The following is a 25641-nucleotide window of genomic DNA, read 5'->3' as shown; positions in this document are numbered from 1 at the left end:
ATCCGGATAGGCGAGGAACTCTGGTTCCCCGCCCTTAGCCGATAGCGGCCGAGCGATAAAGCAATGAGAGATAGGCCAAGGGTGATCTCCCCCCTCAAGGGGGAGAGTCCCGCCTTCACCCCACAAACCCGACCTTCTTATGCGTCCCATCGCAGTAAGGCTTGTTGGCCGAATGGCCGCAACGGCAGAGGAAGGCGACCGTGGTCCGGTCGACCGTATGGCCGGTGCCGGTGACGATCTCGAGATTGCCTTCGAGCTTGAGCGGGCCATTCGTGGTCGGCTTTACGGTGAGCGGCCCATCCCGTGCTTCAAGCGCCGGCGTGTTCTTCAGCGCGGGCTCGCCGGTGGCGGCAAAGCCCGCCTTGGTGTGGCTGCCGTCGCAGAAAGGCTTGTTTTCGGAGGCGCCGCAGCGGCAGAGCGTGGCGCGGAAGAATGTCTCACCGTTGAGCACGATCTCGGCATGGACAGCCAGCGGGCCATTCTCCCGGATGCGCACGGTGTTGACCACCGGCGGGTTCTCCTGCGACCCGCCATCCTTGCGGACATAGGTGATGGCGCCCGAAGGGCAGTTTTCGGCGAGGGCCACGACCTTCTCGACGCTGGCCGCGTCGGGATGGATCCACTCGCCGGGCGCATTGGGCACGAAGACATGCGGATCGCCAAGCACGCAGTTGCGCGAATGAATGCAGCGTTTTCCTGAAAATCCGACGTCGATCTCTTTGCTTTCGACCATGCCAGCCATTGCTGTGCTCCTGTTGCCTGGAGCACGCCGCGTCCGAGCGGACAGACGCGGCGCGCCCTGGGTACTTGCCTTAGTGCAGGCTATGGCTTCGCCGGGAAGAGCGTCAAGCTGGCAAACCGGTCAGGGAACCAGATTGATTTCCTCGGTCTCGCCGCCGGTGCAGGTGTAGCAGCAATCCTCGCATTTTTCCTTGTTGCCGGGTCCAACGCCCCAATAGGTTCCCTCTTCACCGTCGACCCAGGCGCCGTAGCAGATCGATTCGCCCTGGTTGCAGGATATCGGCAGCTGCTTGGTCTCGCCGTCATCGAGGTAGTAGTCCTTGCCGTCACCCGGCCAGACATAGTCACGGTCCTGGCTGTAAAGCTCGACGCGCATGGCGTTGGGATGGCTGTTCTTGATGGAGAAGGTAATGTCGGCGGCCTGTGCCGCCGGTGCGAGCAATGCGGCAAGAGAGAGCGCGGCCAGCGTGCGGCGCGCGTAAGCATGGAACATGGTAACCCCCTGGAAAGAAACGGCCCGTCCGACCGCATGGACACCCATGCCATGCTGCGTTGATGCACGGAAGGGGGTGCCACGACCGGATCCTGATTTTTCGAGATGGCGGCCCGACCGCGGAGGTGCCGGCAGCGTGGAATCGTCCGCCGCCGAAAAACATCGTCGGCGGTCTGCCTCCTGACACTGCCCTGTCAGGAGGCCCCTGCTATGAAGACCTTGCATTCAAGGTCGGTTCTATCGAGGGGGGAAGGGACTATGAGCGGATTTGACGATTTCGATTTCCTGGTCGGCGAATGGTCGATCACCAACGAGTTCCTGCGCGGGCGGCTGATCGGTTCGACGGATTGGGAAACCTTCCCCGCCACCTCGCGCGTCGAAAAGGTGATGCCGATCCCCGGCGGCGGCTTCGGCGGCAATCTCGACCAGATGTTCATCCCCGTGCGCGACTTCACCGGCATGACGCTGCGCCTCTACAATCCGGAAACCGGCTTGTGGTCGATCTACTGGTCGGACACCAAGAGTTTCCGGCTGTTTCCTCCGACCGTCGGCCGCTTTGTCGATGGACGCGGCGAGTTCTTCGGCGACGATGTCGAGGGCGGTCGGCCCGTGCGCGTGCGCTTCCTGTGGACGACCGGCGCCAGCCCGCGCTGGGAACAGTCATTCTCGACCGACGGTGGGCAGAACTGGGAGCTGAACTGGGTGATGAAGTTCGAGCGGATGGTGGGATAAAGCGCCGCGCTTTGCCCTCCCCTATGGCTCCCTGCCCTTCGGGCGTTCAGGCCCTTCAAAAAGGTCCACTGGACCTTTCGATCCGCCCGAAGGCGGACCGGGCCTTCACCGTTCGTCGCTTCAATCGACAAATCGTTGTCGATTGATCGGCCCGCGGCCGACCGCTCCTCACTCCACCAGATCGATCGTCTCGGTCGAATGCTCGACGCAGGTGAAGCAGCACGTGTCGCAAGGCTGGTCGTTGTCCGGCCCGACGCCAGCGGAAATGCTATCATTGCCGTTCACCCAAGCGCCATAGCAGATGCGCTCGCCGGCATTGCAGGAGATCGGGATCGATTTCCGCGAGCTCGGATCGATGAGGAAAACCTTGTCGTTGCCTGGCCAGACGGTCTCGCGGTCACGGCTGAACAGTTCGACCGCGACCGCTTCCGTGCGCTTGTTCTTCACGAAGAAGGCCATGTCCGCCGCGTGCGCGGACGTGGTCAGAAGCAAGGCGGCGAGAGCGGCAATGCGAAACAGCGTCACCATGAGCACCTCCCGAATCATTCCAGCAGATTCGCATGGCCGCCCGTGCCTAGGAAGATGCAGCGCCCGGCTTCCCCATCCCGCGCGCCAGCCTCACCAACTCCCGTACCAGCAGGTCCAGATCCTGGCGCCGGGTGCGGTGGTTGTTGATGGCGACGCGCAGGCAGTGTTCGCCGCGCACCGTCGTGTCCGAAAGTGCTGCGATGCCCTGCTCCTGCAATTGCAGCATGATCTCTGTGTTGAACGCCTTCAGCGCCGCGCCCTTCATGCCGCCGGGCTGACAGCGGAAACAGACGATGTTGACGGTCGGCGGCACGACCAGTTCCAGCAGAGGCTCGTCCACGATCAAGTCGGCGAGATAGCCGGCCTGAGCGATGTTCTGGTCGATCAGCCGGCCGAACTTCTCGATGCCATGTTCCCTGAGCGCGATCCACACCTTGAGCGCGCGAAAGCCGCGCGTGGTCTGCATGCCGTAGTCGTGCAGCCACTGGCCGGAGGCGAGGCCGCGCGGCGTCGATTCCAGATATTCCGGCGTGACGGCGAAAGTGTTGCGATGTGCCAAAGCGTCCCTGACCAACGCGCAACCGACCTCGAACGGCGCGTGCAGCCATTTGTGGGGATCAAGCGCAACCGAATCGGCCCATTCGATACCGGCGACGCGATGGGCATTCCGCGGCGCAATCGCGATCAGGGCCCCGATGCAGCCATCGACGTGGAACCAGAGGTCTTCCTCGTGCGCCAGCTTAGCAAGCGCCTGCAGATCGTCGATCGCTCCGGTGTTGACCGTGCCGGCATTGCCGATGACGCAGGCCGGCCTGTAGCCCGCCTTGCGGTCCTCGGCGATCGCCGACCGCAAGGCCTCGATGTCGATCCGCAAGTCCGCATCCGTCGAGATGCGGCGCAGCGCCCGATTGCCGAGGCCAAGAGCCTCCATGGCCTTGCGATGGCAGGAGTGAAGCTGATCCGAGCCATAAAAGCGCAGTGGCTTCGCGATGGCGGCAACGCCGTGCTCGCGCACGTCGATGCCCGCCTTGGTGTTGCGCGCCACGGTCAGCCCGATGATGTTGGCCATGGAGCCACCGCTGACCAGCGTGCCGCTGGCCGAAGCTGGAAAGCCCAGCATCTCCTTGCACCAGTTCACCACCTGGCCGTCCACCAGGGCGGCGGCATGGTTGCCGCCGCCGAGGTTGGAGCCCTGGATCGCCGCCAGGAAATCGCCGAGCGCTCCGGTGAAGTTGCTCGATCCCATGTACCAGGACCAGAAACGCGGATGGATGTTGCCCATCGGAAAGGGCATCACTTTTTCCACGACCTCGCCATAGATTTCGGTCAGCGACGATGGCGATCGCGGCAGGGGTGCGGTGAAGGACGCTTTCACGTTGCCGGGCATCTCCTGCCACACCGGGCGATCCCTGACATCGCGCAGGTAAGCGACGGCATCGTCGACGATCCGATGCGACAGTGCCTGCACATCGGTCCAGTCCGATGGGTCGAGCGTTTCCTCGGCCACCATGCCGAGTGTTTCGTGTGCGGCGTCCATGACATGGCTCTCGTCAAGCCGCCGGGAACTGGCAGCCGGGTGTCGAGCGCGACAGGGCGATCTCGTCGGCGTCCATCTCCGCCTCGATGCCGTCGAACAGCGGCGTGGTCATGTAGCGTTCGCCGGTGTCGGGCAGCATGCACAGGATCACCGATCCCGCCGGCGCTTTCTCGGCGATCTGCCGCGCCACGGCAAAGGTGGAGCCGCCGGAGATGCCGGTGAATATGCCTTCCTTGCGCGCCAGCGCCGTGGCCCATTTGATGCCCTCGGGCCCGGCTATCGGCATCACCTCGTCATAGAGGCTGGCGTCGATCGCCTCCTGCAGGACATTGGGGATGAAATCCGGCGTCCAGCCCTGGATCGGGTGCGGCTCGAAGGCCGGATGGCTGGCGGCGGGTGCACCGTCGGCGCCGCGCTCCTGCACCTTGCCGCTTCCGATGAGCTGGGCGTTGGCCGGCTCCGAGAGCACGATGCGGGTCTCCGGCCGCTCGCGGCGCAACACACGGGCAACGCCGACGACAGTACCGCCGGTGCCATAGCCGGTGACGAAGCAGTCGAGCCTCGATCCGGCGAAATCATTGATGATCTCGCGCGCCGTCGTCGCCTCGTGGATGGCGGCATTGGCCGCCGTCTCGAACTGACGCGCGAGGAACCAGCGATTGGCCTCGGCCAATTCCACCGCTTTCTTGTACATGCCAAAACCTTTCTGGGCGCGCGGCGTCAGCACCACCTTGGCGCCCAGCATGCGCATCAGCTTGCGGCGTTCGATGGAAAAGCTGTCGGCCATGGTCACCACCAGCGGGTAGCCTTTTTGCGCGCAGACCATGGCCAGCCCGATACCGGTGTTGCCGCTGGTCGCCTCGACGATGGTCTGCCCCGGCTTCAGCGCGCCGCTGCGCTCGCCCTCCTCGATGATGTTGAGCGCCAGCCGGTCCTTCACCGAAGCCGCAGGATTGAAGAACTCGGCCTTCACATAGATGGTCGCGTGTGCCGGCCCGAGATTGTTGACGCGGATCACCGGCGTATCGCCGACCGTATCGAGAATGCTGTCGAACAGGCGCCCGCGCCCGGCCGTGGTCCTGATTTTCTGGTGATGCAACATGTCGGATCTCCTGTCCTCACGGGCCGGTTACAAACCGGCGGTTGGGCGGCGAAGTCTTGAGACCTTGCCGCGCTATGGTTCCCTGACGTGCCGGCAACGCGGCAATAGCGGCATCCGGCGATGCGCCCTGTCGTTTTCGGTGATAGAGGAGATGCCGACTGGTCAGCGTGGGAACAGGCGTGGAAACGCACGTGGAATCCGCCCGATCGAGCCCGGATGGCTGCAAGGCTGGCCTTGCCGTGCGCCTTTTTGGGCCGCTGACGGTTATCCGCGATGGCGCGACGGTCGACCTGCCACAATCGCGCAAGCTGCGCGCGCTCCTCGCCTATCTGGCGCTGGCGCCGCATCCGGTCGGGCGCAGCCGCCTGTGCGAGCTTTTGTGGGATGTACCGAACGATCCCAGGGGCGAACTGCGCTGGTGCCTCAGCAAGCTTCGCGGTGTTCTCGACGAACCGGATTGTCGCCGTATCGAGACGCAAGGCGATACGGTCGCGCTGCGTCTCGAGGACGACTTCGTCGACGCGGTCGCCGTTCTTGCGGCGGCGGAGGATATCACGACGCTCGGTGTGCCGAGGCTTCAGGCTCTGGCCAGGCTATTCACCGGCGATTTTCTCGACGGGCTGGTGCTTGATCGCAGCCCGCATTTCAACAGCTGGCTGGTCGCGCAACGCCGCCGCTTTCACGCATGCCATGCCGCCATCCTGGAACATCTTGTCGCGAGCCTCCCGGCAGGATCGGAGGACGTATCGGCGCATCTCGACAGATGGGTGGAGATGGCGCCGTTCGACGCACGCGCGCATGCGGCGCTGCTGGCAAATCTGGCTGCGCGTAGCCAGCTCGGCGCGGCCGAGGCGCATATGACGGCAGCCGCCGTGCTGTTTAAGTCGGAAGAGCTGGATTTCGAACCGGTCCGTGCCGCCTGGCAGGCGATCCGAGGCGAACAGCCGGGTGTGGCATCGCGAACATTGCCATGCGTTTTGCCAGCGGCCATCACGGCGACCATCACGCCCGCCGATGCCCCCGTCGAAAATCGTCACGCCAGCCTTGCCGTGATGCCGTTTGTCGAAGAGGCCGGCACGGGCAGCGTTCGCGGCGGCCTGGCCGATGGCCTCACCCACGACATCATCACCCGCCTGGCCAAGTTGCGGGACTTCTTCGTTATCGCGCGCGGATCGGTCTTCGCGCTCGCCGAGATGAACATCGCGCCGGAGGATGCCGGCCGCAGGCTGAACGTCGACTATGTCACCACCGGCTGGGTACGCAGCCTTGCGGGCCGCATCATTGTCAGCGTCGAGCTTGTCGAGGTGCGCACGGCCAGGATCGTCTGGGCCGAGACATTCGAACGCAGGCCGGACGACATCTTCGCCGTGCTCGATGATATCGGCAACAGCATCGTCTCCTCGATCTCCATCGAGGTCGAGACGGTCGAGCGCAACCGCGCCATGCTGAAAGCGCCCAATTCGCTCAACGCCTGGGAGGCCTATCATCGCGGCCTCTGGCACATGTACCGTTTCACCCAGCCGGAAAACGAGCTGGCGCGGCATTTCTTCGAAATGGCCGTGCAGCGCGACCCGACCTTTGCGCGCGCCTATGCCGGCCTGTCCTTCACCCATTGGCAAAGCGCCTTCCAGCGCTGGGGCGATCGCGACCGGGAAAGCGCTCTCGCCTTCGAGGCCGCCGGCCGGAGCCTCCTGGTCGACGACCACAATCCGGCGGCGCATTGGGCCATGGGCCGGGCGCTGTGGCTGCGTGGCGAGCAGGACGGGTCCTTGATCGAATTGGAAAGAGCCGTGGATCTGAGCCCCAACTTCGCGCTCGGCCACTATGCGCTGTCCTTTGTCCACTCGCAGTCCGGCGACCCGATGGCGGCGATCGGCTCATCCGACCATTCGCGTCACCTGAGCCCGTTCGATCCGCTGCTGTTCGGCATGCTGGGTGCCAGGGCGATGGCGCATGTCCGCCTCGGCCAGTTCGACGAGGCGGCCGACTGGGCGTTGAAGGCGGTAGCCCGGCCCAACGCCCATGCCATCATCCTGGCGATCGCCGCCCATTGCCTGGCGCTGGCGGGCCGGCTCGACGAGGCGCGCGGCTTTGCCGCCACCATCCGCAGGACGCTGCCGCACTACTGCGCGGATGATTTCATCGGCACCTTCCGCTTCGAACCGGACGCCGCGGCGCTGTTTAGGCAAGGCGCCAGGCGGATCGGGCTGGGCTGAGGCGAACAGCGGCGACGGAGCGTCGCACCGGCGCCAGTGTCAGGATCACGATGGGCAGCCAAAAAGCCGCAGCCAGCGCGACGGGTTGAACATCTTGTTGCCTCGGATTCCGGCCAGGAGCCAAAGACGTGGTTTCCCCGCGGCTTTTATTTGCCGCGCGCCCGGCTTACAAAGACGCTGAACAGAAACTTGAGAAAGACAACCTTGCCCCTTTCGCCTTCAAACAGTCTCAAGTCGCTCGCCTCATTGCTGTTCGTGGCCGTTGCTTCCTGTGCAACGCCTGGCCTGGCCGCGGAATTCGATACCGGCATGATCCCGGGCGGTCACATCGTGTTGCCGGCGCAACCGCCGTCCGTCACCGTGTTCGTCTTCTCCGCTCTCGACGGCTGGTCACCGGCGGATGAGGATCTTTCGAAGCGCCTGGTGGACAAGGGCGCCGCCGTTGTCGGCGTCGACATGCCCAGCTACCTCGCCGCGATAGACAAGACCGATGGCGATTGCGTCTATCTGGTGTCGGACATCGAGACGCTGAGCCATGAGGTGATGCGCGCCGGCAAGGCTTCCGTGTACAAGCCGCCGATCCTGGCCGGATCCGGGACGGCCGGCGGGCTGGTGATGGGCATCGCCGCGCAGACGCCGCCGGCGACCATCGGCGGCAGCGTCGCCGTGGACCCGACCGAGACATTTCCGTCGAAGCGCACGCTGTGCAGCGGTGCGCCCCGGCACGATACCGCCAACGGCATTGTCTATGACCTGTTGCCTGGGCAGCTTCCGGAAAAGCTGAACGTCGTGTTCACACCCGCCGGCTCGGTCGACCAGCGCGGCCACATCGACAGCCTGATCAAGCAGGGCCACGCGATCAACCTCACGCAGAGCACCAGCGCGGCTGGGGACGCGCTCGAATTGGCGGTGGAAGCCTTGCTTGCTCCAGCAGCGGGATCCATTTCCGACCTGCCCATCGCCGAATTGCCGGCAACGCCGACCGAGGACACGCTGGCCATCGTCTATTCGGGTGACGGCGGCTGGCGCGACATCGACAAATCGATCGCGACCGTCCTGCAAAGCAAGGGGATCCCGACGGTCGGGATCGATTCGCTTCGCTATTTCTGGTCCGCCAAGACGCCGCAGGCCATAGCCACCGACCTGGAAAACCTGATCGCGACCTACAAGGACCGCTGGCATGTGAAGCATGTGCTGCTGATCGGCTATTCCTTCGGCGCGGACGTGCTGCCCTCCGTCTACAATGTGCTGGACAAGGCCACAGTGGCCGACATCGCGCAGATTTCCTTGCTGGGCTTTTCCACCGGTGCGTCCTACGAGATTTCCGTCGAAGGCTGGCTTGGCTCCAGCAGTGGCGACGAAGTCCCGACCTTGCCCGAGCTTCGCAAGATCAATCCGGCGATGATCCAGTGCTTTTACGGCGAGGACGAGGACGATACCGCCTGTCCGCAACTCGTGGGCACCCCGATACAGACGATCAAGACCACCGGCGGACATCATTTCGATGGCGATTACAACGGTTTGACGCAGAAGATCATTGACGGACTGCACAAGCGGCTGGCGGCTCAGCCTGCCCCTTGATTTGAGATCAAAATGGTGCGGCGCCCAATTGGCGCCAGAATCTGAGGGGAATTACGCCACCCTTCCAGTATAAAAGGCCGAGATTCGCAGTTCATCATCCACACGGGGATCACTCTCTCCGTTCGGATGCTGAAGGCGCTTCCTGGCCGGTGCGGAAAATCAGATCGCGCCGCAGGATATAGCAAGAGAGACGAAGGTGGGAATGTCGAATACAGACGATATGGTGATGGCGGAGCCGAAAGGGCTGCGCGCCCATGCCGGCAAGGTGCTGGCAATTGCCATGGCCGCGGCGGCACTTGTAACGCTTCACCAGATGATTTCGGGGGTAGACCCGTCAGACATCCGGCGTCAGGCGTTCATGCTCAGCCCGCATGCCATCCTAGCCGCCGTCCTCGCGACAGCAGCCAGTTTCGTGGCGCTGGGCCTTTATGACGTCATCGCCAGCCGCTCGGTCGCGCCCGGCCGCGTGACATGGCAGACCGCCGCCCTGTCCGGCATGGCCGGCTACGCATTCTCCAACCTGCTTGGTTTCCATCTGCTCACAGGCGGCGCCATTCGTTTCCGCACCTATTCGCGCAGTGGCCTCGATGCCGGCGAAATCGGCCAGATCGTACTGCTCACCTGGCTCGCCATCTGGCTCGCCTTCGCCGTGGTGGTCTCCATGGCGCTCATCTTCGACCCCGCGGGCATTCCGCTGATGGATCTGATCCATCCGGCGGCCGATCGCTTGCTGGGGGTCGCGATCCTGCTTGGCCTCATCTTCGCCATCGTGCGTGCGCGCAGCCATGCCAGCACGATCAGCCTGTTCGGCTGGACCATCCCGCTGCCCCAGAGAAACATGATCCTGCTGCAGCTGCTGGTCGGGACATTCGACATCGTCGCCTCCGCCGCGACGCTCTACGTGCTGCTTCCGGCCGATGTGTCGGTCGGCCCGGCGCTGTTCCTCACCGTCTATGCAACTGCTTTGGTCGTGGGTGCGATCAGCCATGTTCCTGGCGGCATCGGCGTGTTCGAAGCAACTGTCATCGCCGGCCTCGGACTGGCGGGCAGGGCGGACGTCCTTGCCGCTCTCGTCGTCTACAGGCTGATCTACTACGTGCTCCCCTTCGTCGTCGCCGCGCTCCTGCTCGCCGCGTTCGAATCGCGCTATTTCGTCTCCCACCTGCCGGACAGGCTGTCCGCGCCGCTGCGCAGCCTCAAGACCATGATGCCCCTGATCACATCAGCCATCGTCTTCCTGTCGGGTATCGTGCTTCTGCTCTCCGGCGCCACACCAGGCATTCCCGCCCGCCTCGACGCGCTCGAGGACGTGCTGCCGCTGTCGCTGGTCGAATCGTCGCATTTCCTCGGCAGCTTGCTCGGGCTGGCGCTGTTGATCGTGGCCTATGGTCTGCGCCGGCGCCTGTTCCATGCCTGGGCAATCTCCATGGTGCTGCTGGTGCTGGGCGCGCTGGCATCCCTGGCCAAGGGCATCGATTGGGAGGAAGCGATGGTGCTCGGCGCCACGGCACTGTTCCTGCTTTTGTGCCGGGACGCGTTCTATCGTCGGGCCCCGCTGGATGTCTCGAGAGTATCCTGGCGCTGGCTCGGCCTGATCGGCCTGGTCGTGGCCGCCACCACATGGCTCGGCTATTTCTCCTATAGCGACGTGGAGTATTCCAACCAGCTGTTCTGGCAGTTCGAGTGGAGCAGCGACGCGACGCGCTTCCTGCGTGCGACGATCGGTCTGGCAATCGGCGTGATTGCCCTCGCCATGTATCGCGTCGTCCACCAGCCCGGCGGCGGCAAGGCGCGGGCCAAGACCGAGGTTCACGCTGATATCGCTGACATAGTGGCGCTGTCGCCGGACACGCAGGCCAACATTGCCCTGCTCGGCGACAAGGAGTTTCTTCTGTCGTCCAGCGAAAAGACCTTCATCATGTATGGCCGGGCCGGCAATTCGCTGGTGAGCATGGGCGACCCGATCGGCAATCCGGCGGAAGCCAACGAGCTTGTCTGGCGGTTCCGCGAAGTGGCCGACAAGCAGGCCAAACGCGCTGTCTTCTATGGCGTGCAGCCGGAGAACCTGCCGCTCTACCTGGACATGGGCTATTCCCTGCTGAAGCTTGGAGAGGTGGCCAGGGTCAATCTCCAGGCCTTCAATCTCGAGGGCCAGAAGAACCAGGAATTCCGCTACGCCGACAGGCGGGCGACCCGCGAGGAAATCACCTTCGAGATCATTCCCGCCGCGCAGGTACCGTCGATCATGGGCGAGTTGCGCGAGGTTTCCGATACCTGGCTCAAGGAGAAGAACGGCTCCGAGAAGGGGTTTTCGCTCGGCCATTTCGACCCAGCCTATCTCGCCCGGTTCGATTGCGCGGTCATGAGGCAGCACGGGCGCATCGTGGCGTTCGCCAACATATGGCGCGGCGGCGGCGTCGAGCTGTCGGTCGATCTCATGCGCTACAAGTCGGGCGTTTCGAAAGTGCTGATGGACGCCTTGTTCGTCCGGCTGTTCCTCTACGGCAAGGAACAGGGCTACGCCTGGTTCAACCTGGGAGCGGCGCCGCTGTCGGGAATCCCCGACCATTCGCTTGCGTCGCGCTGGAGCCGTCTTGCGCGGCTTGCCTTCCGCTATGGCGATGAGTTCTACAATTTTGGCGGCTTGCGCGCCTTCAAGCAGAAGTTCTCGCCCGTCTGGACGCCCCACTATCTTGCCTGCCCCGGCGGCTTCAACATTCCGCAGGTGCTGCTCGACATCAATTTCCTGGTCTCGGGCGGCCTGGGCAGGCTCATGGGCGCCAACAGCAACAAGGCGCCGGGACAAAAGTCCGAAGCCGCGTGATGCCGGCCAGTCGCAACCGAACGGTCGCGACTGGCTCCCGTTAACGAAGTCGGAAGGAGTTGTTTAACCGTTCGCGGCTATGTCTTCCCCCGAGGGGCAGCAGCAAAGTGAGTACAATGAGCGACAGCCCTGAAAAGCGCAGCGAATGGCGCGCCATTTTTTATGTCCAAGCCCGCGTTGCCATCCTGTTTGTGCCGGTTGTTGCCAGCCTGCTGATCATAGCAGCACTTGCCGGAAACGAACGCAAATCCGTTCCCGACGTCGACCGGACCGTCACAGGGTCCTTGAGATAGCGGGCTCGGCTCAATAAAAGCGCGGGATGGGACCGTTCTGGGGCGTGGTGCGGTCGCCAAGGTCCAGGAAGACCTCATCGACATAGCACCATCCCCAGCCTTCCGGCGGATCATAGCCTTCGATGACCGGGTGGCTGGTGGCGTGAAAATGCTTGGTGGCGTGGCGGTTGGGCGAGTCGTCGCAGCAGCCGACATGGCCGCAGGTGCGGCACAGCCGCAGATGCACCCACCACGATCCGCTCTTCAGGCATTCCTCGCAGCCGAGCGCGCTCGGCGTCACATCCTGAATATGCGCCGCATGTTTGCATTCATCCGCCATCACACTCTCCCGTTCCGTTCAGGCGAGGCGGCGTGGCTGCCGTCCTTCGCAAGATAAGCATGCAGCGCCGCCACCACCTGCGCGCCCTCGCCGACAGCCGCCGCGACACGTTTGACCGAGCCGGAGCGAACGTCGCCGATGGCAAACACCCCGCTGCGGCTTGTCTCCATCACACCGTGTGTCGATCCTATGTCCGATCCGGTACGGACGAAACCCTTCGCATCCAGCGTCACGTTGCAGTTCGCCAGCCAGTTGGTATTGGGGTCGGCGCCGATGAACAGGAAGAGATGGCGGATCGAGCGTGTCGTTTCCAAACCGCTAACGCGGTTGCGCCAGCGTACGGTGGCAAGATTGCCCTCGTCGCCGTCCAGCGCCTCGATTTCGGTCTCGGTCAGCACCTCGATATTCGCTTGCGCCTTGATGCGTTCGACCAGATAGCGCGACATGCTTGCATCAAGGCTGCCGCCGCGCGCCAGCAGCGCCACCTTCCGCACATGGCTTGCCAGGTAGACCGCCGCCTGCCCTGCCGAATTGCCGGCGCCGACCAGCGCCACTTCCTGGCCGGCGCAAAGCCGCGCTTCGATCGGCGACGCCCAGTAGTGCACGGACGTTCCCTCGAATTGCGCCAGGTTGGCGAGATCGAGACGGCGATAGCGCGCGCCGCTGGCGATCACCACCGTGCGCGTCCGCACGGTCTCGCCGTCGCCGACATCAAGCCTGTAACAGGCGCCTTCGGTCGCGGAGCCCAGCAGCTTCGCCTCGTCCGGTATCACCATCTCGACGCCAAACTTCTGCGCCTGGTTGTAGGCACGCGCCATCAGCGCCATGCCCGAAATGCCCGTCGGGAAGCCGAGATAGTTTTCGATGCGCGAGGAGGCGCCGGCCTGTCCGCCGAAGGCACGGCAATCGAGCACGATGGTCGACAGCCCCTCGGAAGCCGCATAGACCGCCGCCGCCAGCCCGGCCGGTCCCGCGCCGATGATGGCGACGTCGTATAGCCTGGAAGCATCGATCGGCCGCAGCAGCCCGATGCAGCGAGCGAGGTCCTTCTCGCCGGGATTGAGCAACAGCCTGCCGTTCGGACACAGCACGATCGGCAGATGATGGGGGTCCACGTCGAAGCGCTCGACCAGGGTTTTGGCGCAAGGATCAGCAGCGGAATCAAGCACGCGGTATGGCTGGCCGCTTCGGGCCAGGAAACCCTGCAGCCGCAGCACGTCGGCATTGTCGAGAGGGCCGATGATGATCGGCCCGCTGGTGTCGCTTTCCAGCAGCCCGACACGGCGCAGGATCAGCGCCCGCATGATGCGTTCGCCGAGATTGGCTTCCTGCACCATCAGGTCCCGCAGCCTCTGCGAAGGGATGACAAAGGCCTCCACGGGTTCGGCGGCCTCCGCGTTCACCAGCGAGGGGCGGGCCGAAAGCTGCGCCAGCTCGCCAACGAAGCTGCCGGGACCATGGGTGACGATCGTCTCGCGCCGGCCGAGCCCGCCATCCTGGGTGATGTCCACACTGCCCGACAGGACGACGATCAAACCAGGCGCCACGTCGCCGGCCTTGATGATGCGTTCTCCGGTGGCATAGGCGCTGGCCTCGCCGAAACGGCGCATGCGATCGATATCCGCCTGGGGCAGCGTCGGAAACGCCTGGTCACGACGGGCACCGAAGATCGGGTTGATGGCTTGAGACATGGTTTTGAACGTAGCGCCATGATCCTACGGTTTGAAGCGGTTTGTTGAGCGCCTAGCCGCGAGGAGAGGTGGGCTGGCCGCCGCCCTGCTCGTTCCGCGATAACGATCTGGCGCCACATACCGCAAGGATCGGTGCTGTCGGCGGCCACAAGCGCTGACAGCCAATTGTCAGCTGTGTCGTGGCACATTGTTTCCGAATTGCCGCAAAGCCGACTCGCCGGCGCATGACCCAGTGTGGAACGCAGCCCATGAAACAGATTGCCTTGTCGCTTTTCGTGATCGCGTCTTCGGGTGCCTACGTCTGGGATCAGGCGGGCAGGGCCTCCGCCGGCGATGCAATCGACACCGCAGGACCCGCCAGTGCCGCCGACGGGAACGTGCTCCCGCCCCCTGCTCCGGCCAGCCCGATTCCAACGGGTCTCGTTGCGGCATTTGCCGCGCCATCGCCTGGGATTCCCCAACAAAGTGTGGGGTTCGAGTCTGCGGCGATCACGCCGACCATGGTCGCCAGCGAAACCACGGCGGCGATCACTGTTCCCATGCAAGAGCCACCAGCTGCCGAGAAGCCGCCTGCAGTCAGCCAGCCGGGGATTTCCCAGACGTCTGTTGCACCGCCGGAACAGGCGCCAGCCCAGCTTGTCGCCAATGCCGTGCCGCAGGCGGCGTCCTTCGCCATAACTCCGGCCGTCTACATCCCCATTCCCCAGCCGAGGCCGGATTATACGCAAGCAACCGCCCGCATCATCAAGGCCGCCATGAAGCCGGCCGTGAGTGCCGGCACCAAGCCGCCAGGGCACGGCTTTGCCGACGGCACCTACACCGGCCCTGTCGCCGATGCCTATTATGGCCTCATCCAGATTCAGGCCTCCGTCCAGGGCGGCCGTCTCACATCCCTGAGAATACTGAAATTCCCGAATGACCGCCGCACCTCGATCAGCATCAACCGGCAGGCGCTGCCCATGCTGCGTGACGAAGCGATCAGCGCGCAGAGCGCCAATGTCGACATCATTTCGGGCGCCACGCTGACCAGCAGGGCCTTCATCCAGTCGCTTGGCGGCGCGTTGAAGAAAGCGTCGTCCTAGTCCATGCGCGACACGCGGATATTGATGGGCATGCCTATCACCGTCGACATCGACGGTGCCTCGGGCGGCGTGCTTGTCGACACTGTCTTCGACTATTTCGAGCAGATCGACCGACGCTTCAGCACCTACAGGACCGACAGCGAGATTTCGACCATCAACCGGGGTGATCTTCCTGTCCGCGACTGGAGCGGCGAGATGATGGAAGTCCTGGCCCTCGCCGCCCGGACGAGAACCGAGACGGACGGATATTTCGACATCCGCAAGCCCGACGGTTCGCTGGACCCGTCCGGCATCGTCAAGGGCTGGGCCATCCGCAATGCGGCCGGGATCGTTCAGCGGGCCGGCATCAGTGATTTCTTCATCGAGGCCGGCGGCGACATCCAGTCCCTCGGCAGGAATTCGTTGGGACTCGACTGGAGCGTCGGTATCCGCAATCCCTTCAATGCCGATGAGATCATCAAAATCGTCTATCCGCGCGGACATGGCGTCGCCACTTCCGGCACCTATGTGCGCGGGCAGCACATCTATAATCCGCGTGGGATTGGCGATCTGATCACCGAAATCGTCAGCCTGACCGTCATCGGGTCGGATGTGTTCGAAGCAGATCGCTTCGCCACGGCCGCCTTCGCCATGGGCCGGGACGGCATTCTCTTTCTCGAGCAGACGCCGGGTCTGGAGGGCTACGTTGTCGACAGCAACCGCCGCGCCACGCCGACAAGCGGCTTCGGAGCCTTTTGCCAACCATGATCAGGACCCTCGACCGGTTTCTCGACCATCAGACCATGTATCGGCTGGTCCTCTACTATCTGATCGCTTTGCTGGGTGCGGCCCTTGTGCTCGGCTTCTTCAAGCTTGTACCGCATGACCCGGTCGCGCTCGCCTTCACCACGGGATTGATGCTGGCCTCCTGCTGGATCAGCAACAGGGTTTTCGCTTCTGTCTTCAAGGTTCCGGCCAACAACGAGTCCGTCTATATCACGGCCCTCATCCTGGCGCTCATCCTCGATCCGGTCGCAGTCACGGACCTCAAGGGGATCGGCGCGGTGGTGCTCGCCTGCGTCTGGGCGATTTCATCCAAGTTCATCCTCGCCATCGGCAGGAAGCACCTGTTCAATCCCGCGGCGCTGGGCGTGGCGTTGACCGCGCTGCTGCTCGACCAGTCGGCCACCTGGTGGGTCGGAGGCAATTTGCCATTGCTTCCCGTCGTGCTTGCCGGCGGCCTCCTCATCGTGCGCAAGCTGCGCCGGCTTGATCTGGTCGCAACCTTCGTAATCGTGGCGCTGGCCACCATCCTTGCAACCACCGAGCCATCGCAATACGCCACCGCGCTGACGGAGACGCTGGGGTCGTCCCCGCTGTTGTTCTTCGCCTTCGTGATGCTGACCGAGCCGCTGACGGCGCCGACGACGCGCTGGCCGCGCATCGCCTTCGCCGCCATCGTCGGCTTTCTGTTCGCCCCCAACATCCATGTCGGCTCTTTCTATTTCACGCCGGAGCTGGCGCTTCTGGCGGGCAATCTCTTCGCCTACGCGGTGAGCCCGAAAGGGCGTTTCGTGCTTACGCTCGAACGCATCGAGCAATCGGCCGTCGACAGCTACGACTTCATCTTCAGGTCACCGCGCAAGCTCGCCTTCCAGGCCGGCCAGTATCTGGAGTGGACGCTGGGTCTCGACCGTTCGGACATTCGCGGCAACCGTCGCTATTTCACGGTCGCATCGGCGCCCACGGAGCAATCCGTGCGGCTTGGAGTCAAATTCTATCCGCAATCAAGCGCCTTCAAGCAGGCGCTGGGTACGATGAAGCCGGGCAGCACGATCCACGCATCTCAGCTGGCCGGTGACTTCACCCTGCCGACCAATCCCGAAACCAGGATCGCCTTCCTGGCCGGCGGCATCGGCATCACGCCATTCCGTTCGATGCTGCAATATCTCATCGATAGCCATGAAAAGCGGCCGATCGTCGTCCTCTACGGAGCCGAGACCCAGCAGGACATCGCCTATCGCGACGTGCTCGACACGGCGAGACGAGAACTGGGCATCAGGACGGTGTTTGCCGTGGCCCGGGGGGCCGAGCGCGGCCAATATCCCGGCTACATCGACGCGCGTCTGGTGCGCCTCGCCATCCCCGACTATCTGGAGCGGACCTTCTACATTTCCGGCCCCCAGGCCATGGTCAAGGCGTTGCGCCAGAAGCTGCTGGCCATGGGTGTTCGCCGCTCAAAGATAAAGGTCGACTATTTCCCCGGCTTTGCCTGAATCAGCCGTGCCGGGGCAGGGCGATGGTCACCACTAGGCCGGGATCGGCATTGGTCATCGTCAGGCGTCCGCCATAGGCTTCGACGATGTCTGAAACGATGGCCAGGCCCAGCCCACTGCTGCCGCCCTTGCTGTCCAGTTGCACGCCGCGCGACAGAGCGGATTCCCGGTCCGCATCGGGTATGCCCGGGCCGTCATCGGCGACGGCGATGGACACCTCGCCGTCGCTTGCCCAAGCATTGACCTGAACCGACGATCTTGCGAAGCGCGCCGCATTCTCCACCAGATTGCCCAGGATCTCCGATAGGTCTCCCTCGTCAACCGGCGCCATGAAATCCTCCGCGACGTCGCTCAGGAAGGCGAGGTGCTTGCCGCTCGGCGTGCGCTTGATGACGGCGATGACGCCGGCAGCGGCTTCCCCGACCCGGCATGATGCCTTGCTGGAAACGCCGGGCGCCAGACGGGCGCGCGCCAGTTCCCGCTCGACATGGCGACGGATCGCTCCGGCGCTCTTCTCGATCTCATCGGCGAGCTCTGTCTCGCCCTTCTTGCGCAGGGCCCGAATGTCGGCCGACAGCACCTGCAGCGGCGTCTTCAGGCCGTGTGCCAGGTCGGTGGCGCGCGACCGGGCCCGTGCGAGCGCCTTCTCCTGCGCATCGAGGAGGCGGTTGATTTCGTCGGCGAGCGGCTGCACCTCGCTTGGCGCCACCACCTCAAGCCGCGCGGTTCGCTGCGCGATCACGTTTCGAACGGCGACCCTCAGGTTTTCCAGCGGCGCAAGGCCAACGGTGATCTGGATGAAGAAGGCCGCCATGAGAGCGGCGGCGAGCACGATGAGCGCCGGCACGAGATCCCTGACATATTCGCGCACCGACACCGTGACGCTGCGATGGTCTTCCGCCACGATGGCGCGAAACGACCGGCCGTCGGCATCGGTGATGGTGCGCACCACGGCTACGGTGAGTTCGCCACCTGGCCCCCTGAGCTCCTCGATCTTTCTCAGTTCGCCGCTCGCCCCTTGGTCAGGCAAGGCAAGCGTTGCGTCCCACAGGGATCGCGAGCGGACCAGAATATGGCTGGCCAGGTCCTCCACCTGCCAGTAGTGACCCGACAGCGGGTTGGTGAAGCGTGGGTCGGTCAGGCCCGGCGCGATCGACAGCCGGCCGTCTGCCGCGAAGCTGGTCGCACCGATCAGTTCGTTGAGATCGACGGTCAGCTCGCTGACGACACGCCGTTCGACATTCAGTTCGAACAGATAACGCAGTCCGACGCCGGCGATGGCAAGGGCGACGAGGATCGAGATGGTTGCCGCCGACCAGAGCCTGAAGCGGATCGAGTTCGGCATCAGGAAGGCTCGTCGGGCACGAAGTACCCGAACCCCCGCCGCGTCTCGATGACATCGTTGCCGAGCTTGCGTCGCAGGCGCGCGACGATCACCTCGATTGCGTTGGGATCGCGGTCATTGCCCGAATCATACAGGTGCTCCGCCAGTTCGGTCGGCGCCACCACGCGCCCGGCATGATGCATCAGGAACGCCATCAGCCGGTATTCCAGCGGAGACAGCGCGACGGGAACGCCGCGCAGCGAAATGCGCATCTGGCGCGTGTCGAGAAGCAACGGTCCGGATTTCAGCACTGGCGCCGCCTGGCCTGTTGAGCGCCTTAGGATCGCGCGCAGCCGAGCCAGCATTTCCTCCATTTCAAACGGCTTGGGCAGATAGTCGTCCGCACCCGCGTTGATGCCTTCGACGCGCTCGGTCCACAGGCCCCTTGCCGTCAGGATCAGGACGGGAAAGCGGCGCGCATTGGCCCGCCAGCGTTTCAGCACCGTTAAGCCATCTAGCTTCGGCAATCCGAGATCCAGAATCGCGGCGTCGTAATTCTCGACGTCGCCCGCGAACCAGGCTGCCTCGCCGTCGCGAACGGTGTCTACCGCCATTCCCGCGGCCTTGAGGACCGCCGAGATGTCGCTCGCGATGCGTGGCTCGTCTTCGGCGAGGAGGATCTTCATCGGTCGCCGCCCCTGCCGCGCATCAGCACCCCGGCACCGGCGTCCACATCGACGATCCTGCGGCGTCCGTCGGTGTCGACGACCTGGAACCGATAGACCCACCTGGCGCCTATCCGGATGAAATCGATGGCCACGATGTCGCCGGGAGCCTCGGCGCGAACCACGCCCAGTATGTTGGACAGGCCCTTTATTTCTCCACGTTCGTAAAGGTCCCGCGCCCGATCATGATCGCCGTCATCATCCACGTCCGCACGCGCGGCAAGCGGCGCGGCAAGAACGAGCCCGTACAGACCCACCATCGCCAGGCACTTCAGCGTCGATTTCATCCTGGGGGCCATGTGTCCGAGCCCGAAACATCGCAAACGGCACCACGCCGCTTGCATCTGACCGGTGTAGTTCGAACCGCGATCAGGAGCCACTTGTCCCCGGCAGCATTCGCTTGAGCACGTCGTCTCTGCGGACGAAATGATGCCAGAGCGCCGCCGCCGCATGCAGTCCGGCAAGGATAAGGATCGCATTGGCGCAGAGGCTGTGCAGTTGCCTGATGAAACCAGCCGTGGCGCGGTCCGGAGAAACTGGAGCCGGAATGGTGAAAAGCCCAAAGAAACTCAAGGCGTCGCCCCGATACCATGTCAACAGGATGCCGAGAACAGGAATGGCCACAAGCAGCGCGTAGAGCAGAAGATGCGCGATCTTGGCCACCCATCGTTCAAGCTGTGACATTTCCACGGGTAGGCCGGGTGTTCCCAGTGTGAGGCGCAGGCCGACGCGGACGACAACCAGCGCGAAGAGCAGCATTCCGAACGAAATATGAAGCCACCAGACCAGCGCGCGGCCGGGGTCGCCACGTGGATAGAGATCAACGACATAGGTCAGACCGTAAAGCCCGATGACCAGGAGAAACACAGCCCAATGAATGGCCTTCTGGGCGCCTGTGTAGGTGGGGTTCATCCGCGCATTCCAGTTTTGAATAATTCTAAACTAGCCACAATCATGTCAAAGCTTTGTCGAGTCGCGATCCCCCGGCGACCGCAATCCACGACCGTTGATTCCGGTGACGAGAGCGGTCCTGGAACCAAGCTTTGACGATCATGATCTTGCGGGACACTGGCAGGGGCAACCTGTCAGTTCGCTGACAGCCGGACATCGGACAGGGCGGATGGACCGGGACAAAGAAAAAGCCCGGATGAGCCGGGCTTTTTCTTTAAGTCTCTGAACCATCGACTGGTTCGAAACGGGAATTTGGTGCCCAGAAGAGGATTGCGCTCTTGATCGCCTTGTGCTTTGATTTATAACTACTTTTTGGCCTCAGATCCACTGTTTGTTACACACCGCTGTTGCACACTCCAGCTAATCGGACGGGAGCTGCGATTTGACCAAACGGGCTGCGCTCAGAAAACTCGCAATCGCTCGGAAGAATGACAGGCTTCCACCCCATCGCTGTTTTGGAGATTTCCACGACGGGGCGTACGATCGACAAGATTACGTTGTCCCGTGGACCATCTCAGCTCACAATTACGATTCAGACGTAATGATCATTGGCCAAGACTGGAATTCGGAGGCCAACCTCGCAGGTCCCTTTGATCCCGATCAGCAGCAGTTTGGACAAAAGCCAGATCTTCCAACAAATAGAAATTTGAGGAGGCTACTCTTAGAGCACTTGGGTATGCGATTTGAACAAACATATGCAACGGACCTGTTCGTGTTCGCAAAGCCCGGCAATATGGATTCTAGAATCTCAAGGGCTCATCTCGCTTACTGTGCGGAGACCTATTGTCGACCGCAAATTGACATCGTGAACCCACTGGTCGTCATTTGTCTGGGGTCCGCGACTTATAATACCTTACGAAGGGCCGAAGGATTGCCCCGCTTGACACTAACGGAAGCCCTAAAGGAACGCTTTCCGTATCGAAATTCCGAGATTTTCGCGGTCACTCACACCGGCGGGCGAACCTTCAATGCAGCGGGAGGGTTTGAAGGGGTCAGGCTTCAGTGGGAGCGGATTGCAAATCGCCTTCAAGTCTTACGAAATGGCGTTTGAGTTGGTTGGAGGCCGCCGCCATATTCTGCTGACGGGCCTAGACTACCGGATCGCAATAAGGGGTACCTCACGCGAGCCCCTCAATCTACGTGACAGCGGGCGAATTTCCCCCCCCTGCCATCCCTCGCCGAGGCCGGATTGGCCTCAGGTCGCAACAGGCCATTCAAAAAGCGGGCTTGCCGGAGCGTACCGGAGTTGAGTCTAGGGTACGGACCCTGAAAACACAACAAACATAATGGCTTGATGGACAGTGTCACATGGCCTTGCCCTAGTGATTCTCCGTCCGGGCACCATCTGCATGTCTCACACAAATACCAATTGACATTTTGATACTGCGGACTCATGGTATCTCAGACCCTAGTGATCCTCCTGGAGCGCCCGCATGATATCGAACGAGACCCCCTCTTCCTCTCACGGCCAGCTTGTCGGCTATGCCCGCACCTCGACCACCGACCAGAAGGCGGGCCTAGAGGCGCAACTTCGCGATCTAAACGCCGCAGGATGCGCCAAGGTCTTCCAGGAGCAGATTTCGTCGGTCGCAACCAAGCGCCCTGAGCTGGAGCGCTGCCTGGACTATGTCCGCGAGGGAGACACCATGATCGTCACCAAGCTGGACCGGCTCGCACGATCGGTTGCCGACCTAGTGGCGATCACAGAGCACCTGAAGGCCAAAGGAGCCGGCTTACGTATCCTCGCCATAAGCCTCGACACGGGAACGCCGACTGGCAAGCTCATGCTCAATCTGCTGGGCTCCATTGCCGAGTTTGAGCGTGGATTGATGCTGGAGCGGCAGCGTGAGGGCATAGCCAAGGCCAGGGCCGAGGGGAAATACAAGGGACGGGCACCTACGGCCAAGCGCAAGGCGGCCGATGTCATCCGCCTCAAGGGCGAAGGGAAGACTGCTGACGCCATTGCAGCCGAGCTGGACATCGGACGGGCGAGCGTATTTCGCATCCTTCGCCCGTCTCGCAAAAATAACAGTTGACAGGCCTCAGTAAAAAACTGTATTGGCCAAAATTGTATGCCCCTATCCAGGTACGCATACGAAATACAGATAAGATGAAGGAGTAAGGGTATGGATATACCCAGGCTCTCCGGGTGTCAATACCTGGAGCTGGTACTAGGCTATACTGTCAACGAGGGCTATCCTGGCATGCCGGATGCTCAACCGGAACTTAAGGATGGTGCTGATCCCTTGAAGTCCCTGTTGCTTGATGACCCCGAGGCCCGGCTAGAGGGAGGTCTGATTGCATGGAAGGTGGAGGAGGGTCATGGAGAACATCTCATGGACCTACCGTTCTACCTCTTTCTCAAGATCGCGACCCTCCACCGGGGAACGGTTTATCTGGGGTCAAATAGGTCGGATAAAGATGGAGGCGAAGGCAAGCACTACCTGGTTCTCAAGCTGAACGCATCGGCGAAATTCTCTGTGGATCGCCTGATCGCAAACGCTGAACCCCGACAGCGAGTGAGAGAAAGCCTCGACCATCATCGCCATCTTCGAAACGAACTTCGGTTGGTATCCGGAGCCCTTGAAGGATCGCGAACAAGCAAATTCAATTTAGGTCGACAGGAGGCAATCGAGGCAGTGCTCGTAAACTTCGATTGGGCGCTGGCAAAAGGGGAGCGGACGACACTGGACCACGAACAAATGCGCAGCCTGATGTTGGCGCTCCTTGAAATGGCCGACAATGCGTCAGTGATACGGACCTACGACCAGCAAGCAGCTTAGGAAAAGCAGACAGAATTGTCCGTCGTCAGATCATTTGGCTCAGATTGGATCGCAGATTAGCGGAGTGTCGGCCTCATCTTGGGGTTGATGTTAAGCGGCGATCTTGCGGTGCTGCAAGCGCCGATGTTGGATGGTTTGGCGTTTGATCCTTTCTCGCTGTTTGATAATGGCTGCGGCCCTGCCGAAGTAGGCGTCGGCTGGCGTTACGTTGGCCAGGCTCTCGTGGTAGCGTCGATGGTTGTAATGTTCGACGAAGGCTGCGATCTGGGCCTCAAGGTCGCCGGGCAGAAAGTAGTTCTCCAAGAGGATTCGGTTTTTGAGGGTCTGGTGCCAGCGCTCGATCTTGCCTTGGGTCTGGGGATGCATTGGAGCGCCCCGGACATGGCTCATGCGTTGGTCCTGGATATAGTCCGCCAGTTCGCCGGCGATGTAGCTGGGGCCATTATCGCTGAGCAGCCGAGGCTTGTGGTGCACATGGGCCTGGTCGCACCCTGAGGCAGTAAGTGCCATGTCCAGCGTGTCGGTGACGTCCTCGGCCCGCATGGTGCTGCACAGTTTCCAGGCGATGATGTAGCGGGAGTAATCGTCGAGCACGGTCGACAGGTACATCCAGCCCCAGCCGATGATCTTGAAGTAGGTGAAGTCCGTCTGCCACATCTCGTTGGGTCGCGTCGTCTTGGTGTGGAACTCGTTCGCCGCCTTGATCACCACATAGGCCGGGCTGGTGATCAGATCGTAGGCCTTGAGGAGCCGGTAAACGCTGGCTTCTGACACGAAGTAGCGCGTCTCGTCGGTGAACCGTACTGCCAGTTCGCGCGGGGAGAGCTCGGACTGCTCCAGCGCCAGTTCGATGATCTGGTCATGGATGGCAGGCGGGATGCGGTTCCACACCCGGCTCGGCGCCGAGGGCCGATCCTGCAGCGCCTCAGGCCCGCCCCCTCGACATAACGGTCATACCAGCGATAGAAGGTCCGGCGCGGGATGCCCAGTCGGTCCAGCGTTTTGCGGGTTGGCAGGTGTGACTGCTCGACGATCCTGATGATCTCGAGCTTTTCGGATGCGGGATATCTCATTCTTGCTCGTCCCCATCCGCGATCATGCTTTTTTTGAGCAGACGGTTTTCCAGTGTCAGATCAGCGACGCATTCCTTCAGCGCGCCGGCCTCCCGGCGCAAATCCTTGACCTCGTCGCTGGTGGCAGCACGAGCGGTATCACCCGCCAATCGGCGCTTGCCGGCCTCCATGAACTCCTTGGACCAGGTGTAATACAGGCTCTGCGCGATCCCTTCCTTGCGGCACAGCTCGGCGATGCTGTCTTCGCCGCGCAGCCCGTCCAGCACGATCCGGATCTTGTCTTCCGCTGAAAAATGCCGCCGGGTCGCCCGGCGAATGTCCTTTACCACCTGCTGCTCGGCAGGCTTCTTGGCACTTGAGGATTTAGGGCTCATCTTGGTTCCTTCGTCGTGACGACGAGATCAAAACCCTCCTTAATTCACAACCTCAAATCTGGGACACAGGTGCTGACGGGGAACAACCTGCACCCACTTAGCCTTAAGCGAGGCAACGAGCGAACGTGAGTTGGTGGCGCTTCGCCTTTGAGTCATACGGCGCCAGGGAGGCACCCTGCAGGGCTTCCTTCCGCCTGAGGCTGGCAGGGACTCGGCGCTGCCGCATGGCGCTGTGAGGCACCTGTCTGACTCAGGAAACGGCCATGCAGGATTTTTGTCCGCTTAATCGGTCCGATCCGCGCTATCCGGCGCCTTCATGTCTAAGGGATGCAACTCCTCAAGCTTCTTTATCGCGGCCTGCAAACGCGGCCTTCGTTGTTCACGGCCAGCTTCTCTCAACCCGTCCAGGCGTTCCGATGAGATGGTGGGGACGAATTCAACCGAGGTCGGATAGCCGCTAGATAGCGAAACTCCAACTTCATGGCACCTACCAGATCCACCCCTTCCGCGATTACAGCAGCGAGTTCATTCAGTCGAGCGGCAAACCCGAACAGCAAAGCTGTCGCCGCAGGGCACTGACGCGCGGCAGCATTGGCGACGAGCCTCTCAAAACCTTTGGCCCACATGACCTCCCCAATGCCGCGGCCAGGACCTTCGCTCGGAGACTGTGCTGCGTGCAAATACGGGCGCACGAAATCCTCTTCGTAGAGAATTCCCTTGTCCCCTCTCGCCCACACGATTTCCGCGTTGCCGCTCTGGTTGACACGTGCGTCCAAGAAAACGCGAGGTGTCCTTTTTTGTTGGATGACCAGTTCACTCCAACCGAGAGGATCAAGTAGCAGATCAACGTGTCGGGGCTGGATACCAAAGTCGAATGCGGCGTTGACCAGCATCCACTTTAGATCGGGATAAATCTTGGAGCGTCCGGCGCTATGTCGCTTGCGGGCGATTGCCAGATAGTCGGCACTCGAAACTGTAGGATCGAATTTTTGAGGCATTGTTTGAAATCCTTGGATG

23 protein-coding genes and 1 pseudogene are annotated in these 25641 nt (G+C 62.4%); 11 read left to right on the top strand and 13 right to left on the bottom strand.

Features of this window, described 5'->3' with window-relative positions; translation table 11 throughout:
- Positions 1-115: 115 nt before the first annotated feature.
- Complete coding sequence (locus LGH82_RS19050; RefSeq protein WP_227344214.1) at positions 116-742, bottom strand: CDGSH iron-sulfur domain-containing protein; 627 nt, start codon at positions 740-742, stop codon at positions 116-118.
- Positions 743-862: 120 nt separating this feature from the next.
- Positions 863-1234 (bottom strand): hypothetical protein, encoded by a 372-nt coding sequence (locus tag LGH82_RS19045; RefSeq protein WP_227344213.1) that lies wholly within the window; start codon positions 1232-1234, stop codon positions 863-865.
- 258 nt (positions 1235-1492) lie between these two features.
- Between LGH82_RS19045 and LGH82_RS19040 the strand changes: the two genes are divergently transcribed.
- The gene (locus tag LGH82_RS19040; protein WP_227344212.1) at positions 1493-1966 is read left to right on the top strand and encodes a hypothetical protein; all 474 of its coding nucleotides are present in this window, start codon (positions 1493-1495) and stop codon (positions 1964-1966) included.
- Positions 1967-2134: 168 nt separating this feature from the next.
- Here the strand turns inward: LGH82_RS19040 and LGH82_RS19035 are convergent, their stop codons facing one another.
- Genes LGH82_RS19035 through LGH82_RS19025 form a run of 3 tightly spaced genes read right to left on the bottom strand, consistent with a single transcriptional unit; the run spans position 2135 to position 5133 of the window.
- Complete coding sequence (locus LGH82_RS19035) at positions 2135-2491, bottom strand: hypothetical protein (protein ID WP_413771472.1); 357 nt, start codon at positions 2489-2491, stop codon at positions 2135-2137.
- 49 nt (positions 2492-2540) lie between these two features.
- A complete protein-coding gene (locus LGH82_RS19030; RefSeq protein WP_227344210.1) occupies positions 2541-4031 on the bottom strand; it encodes a pyridoxal phosphate-dependent decarboxylase family protein in 1491 nt (496 codons plus the stop codon).
- Positions 4032-4044: 13 nt separating this feature from the next.
- Positions 4045-5133, bottom strand: coding sequence for a PLP-dependent cysteine synthase family protein (locus LGH82_RS19025; RefSeq protein WP_227344209.1), 1089 nt, complete (start codon positions 5131-5133; stop codon positions 4045-4047).
- 191 nt (positions 5134-5324) lie between these two features.
- Here LGH82_RS19025 and LGH82_RS19020 point away from each other — a divergent pair, with 191 nt between their 5' ends.
- The 4 genes from LGH82_RS19020 (at position 5325) to LGH82_RS19005 (ending at position 12047) form a co-directional block, all read left to right on the top strand.
- Positions 5325-7349, top strand: coding sequence for a transcriptional regulator (locus tag LGH82_RS19020; RefSeq protein WP_227344208.1), 2025 nt, complete (start codon positions 5325-5327; stop codon positions 7347-7349).
- A gap of 204 nt (positions 7350-7553) precedes the next feature.
- Positions 7554-8930: a virulence factor family protein gene (locus LGH82_RS19015; protein WP_227344207.1), complete on the top strand. Its 1377-nt coding sequence runs from the start codon at positions 7554-7556 to the stop codon at positions 8928-8930.
- A 202-nt stretch (positions 8931-9132) separates the two neighbouring features.
- On the top strand, positions 9133-11754 hold the full coding sequence (mprF, locus tag LGH82_RS19010) for a bifunctional lysylphosphatidylglycerol flippase/synthetase MprF (protein ID WP_227344206.1): 2622 nt from the start codon (positions 9133-9135) through the stop codon (positions 11752-11754).
- A 116-nt stretch (positions 11755-11870) separates the two neighbouring features.
- Complete coding sequence (locus LGH82_RS19005; protein ID WP_227344205.1) at positions 11871-12047, top strand: hypothetical protein; 177 nt, start codon at positions 11871-11873, stop codon at positions 12045-12047.
- 10 nt (positions 12048-12057) lie between these two features.
- On the opposite strand, the gene LGH82_RS19000 is transcribed toward LGH82_RS19005, so the two are convergent.
- Entirely contained in the window at positions 12058-12366 is a 309-nt protein-coding gene (locus LGH82_RS19000; protein ID WP_227344204.1) for a UBP-type zinc finger domain-containing protein, read from the bottom strand.
- On the bottom strand, positions 12366-14057 hold the full coding sequence (locus LGH82_RS18995) for an FAD-dependent oxidoreductase (protein ID WP_227344203.1): 1692 nt from the start codon (positions 14055-14057) through the stop codon (positions 12366-12368). The genes LGH82_RS19000 and LGH82_RS18995 overlap by 1 nt, the downstream gene beginning before the upstream one ends.
- 467 nt (positions 14058-14524) lie before the next feature.
- Between LGH82_RS18995 and LGH82_RS18990 the strand changes: the two genes are divergently transcribed.
- Genes LGH82_RS18990 through LGH82_RS18980 form a run of 3 tightly spaced genes read left to right on the top strand, consistent with a single transcriptional unit; the run spans position 14525 to position 17394 of the window.
- A complete protein-coding gene (locus tag LGH82_RS18990; protein ID WP_227344202.1) occupies positions 14525-15139 on the top strand; it encodes an FMN-binding protein in 615 nt (204 codons plus the stop codon).
- A 30-nt stretch (positions 15140-15169) separates the two neighbouring features.
- The gene (locus LGH82_RS18985) at positions 15170-15886 is read left to right on the top strand and encodes an FAD:protein FMN transferase (RefSeq protein WP_264484332.1); all 717 of its coding nucleotides are present in this window, start codon (positions 15170-15172) and stop codon (positions 15884-15886) included.
- Complete coding sequence (locus LGH82_RS18980; protein ID WP_227344200.1) at positions 15883-17394, top strand: RnfABCDGE type electron transport complex subunit D; 1512 nt, start codon at positions 15883-15885, stop codon at positions 17392-17394. Before LGH82_RS18985 ends, LGH82_RS18980 begins: the two co-directional genes overlap by 4 nt.
- A 1-nt stretch (position 17395) precedes the next feature.
- Here the strand turns inward: LGH82_RS18980 and LGH82_RS18975 are convergent, their stop codons facing one another.
- From LGH82_RS18975 to LGH82_RS18960, 4 genes are all read right to left on the bottom strand, one after another.
- Positions 17396-18739, bottom strand: a complete 1344-nt coding sequence (locus LGH82_RS18975) for an ATP-binding protein (RefSeq protein WP_227344199.1) — start codon at positions 18737-18739, stop codon at positions 17396-17398.
- Positions 18739-19404, bottom strand: a complete 666-nt coding sequence (locus LGH82_RS18970; RefSeq protein ID WP_227344198.1) for a response regulator transcription factor — start codon at positions 19402-19404, stop codon at positions 18739-18741. The genes LGH82_RS18975 and LGH82_RS18970 overlap by 1 nt, the downstream gene beginning before the upstream one ends.
- Positions 19401-19730 carry a PepSY domain-containing protein gene (locus tag LGH82_RS18965; RefSeq protein ID WP_227344197.1) on the bottom strand — a complete coding sequence of 110 codons (330 nt, stop codon included), beginning with the start codon at positions 19728-19730 and terminating at the stop codon, positions 19401-19403. The genes LGH82_RS18970 and LGH82_RS18965 overlap by 4 nt, the downstream gene beginning before the upstream one ends.
- An 82-nt stretch (positions 19731-19812) precedes the next feature.
- Complete coding sequence (locus tag LGH82_RS18960) at positions 19813-20355, bottom strand: cytochrome b (RefSeq protein ID WP_227344196.1); 543 nt, start codon at positions 20353-20355, stop codon at positions 19813-19815.
- A gap of 421 nt (positions 20356-20776) precedes the next feature.
- Between LGH82_RS18960 and LGH82_RS33700 the strand changes: the two genes are divergently transcribed.
- From LGH82_RS33700 to LGH82_RS18945, 3 genes are all read left to right on the top strand, one after another.
- Positions 20777-21445, top strand: a complete 669-nt coding sequence (locus LGH82_RS33700; RefSeq protein WP_227344195.1) for a uracil-DNA glycosylase family protein — start codon at positions 20777-20779, stop codon at positions 21443-21445.
- A 382-nt stretch (positions 21446-21827) separates the two neighbouring features.
- Positions 21828-22430: a recombinase family protein gene (locus tag LGH82_RS18950; RefSeq protein ID WP_227344194.1), complete on the top strand. Its 603-nt coding sequence runs from the start codon at positions 21828-21830 to the stop codon at positions 22428-22430.
- Between the two features lie 90 nt (positions 22431-22520).
- The gene (locus tag LGH82_RS18945) at positions 22521-23177 is read left to right on the top strand and encodes a hypothetical protein (RefSeq protein ID WP_227344193.1); all 657 of its coding nucleotides are present in this window, start codon (positions 22521-22523) and stop codon (positions 23175-23177) included.
- Between the two features lie 90 nt (positions 23178-23267).
- Here LGH82_RS18945 and LGH82_RS18940 read toward each other — a convergent pair.
- Positions 23268-24624: pseudogene (locus LGH82_RS18940) on the bottom strand (IS3 family transposase).
- A gap of 395 nt (positions 24625-25019) precedes the next feature.
- Positions 25020-25622, bottom strand: coding sequence for a hypothetical protein (locus LGH82_RS18935; protein ID WP_227344192.1), 603 nt, complete (start codon positions 25620-25622; stop codon positions 25020-25022).
- Between the last annotated feature and the right edge of the window lie 19 nt (positions 25623-25641).

Origin of the sequence: Mesorhizobium sp. PAMC28654 (assembly GCF_020616515.1) — a bacterium.
Taxonomy (GTDB): domain Bacteria; phylum Pseudomonadota; class Alphaproteobacteria; order Rhizobiales; family Rhizobiaceae; genus Mesorhizobium.
This window is presented reverse-complemented; position numbering and strand designations above follow the sequence as displayed.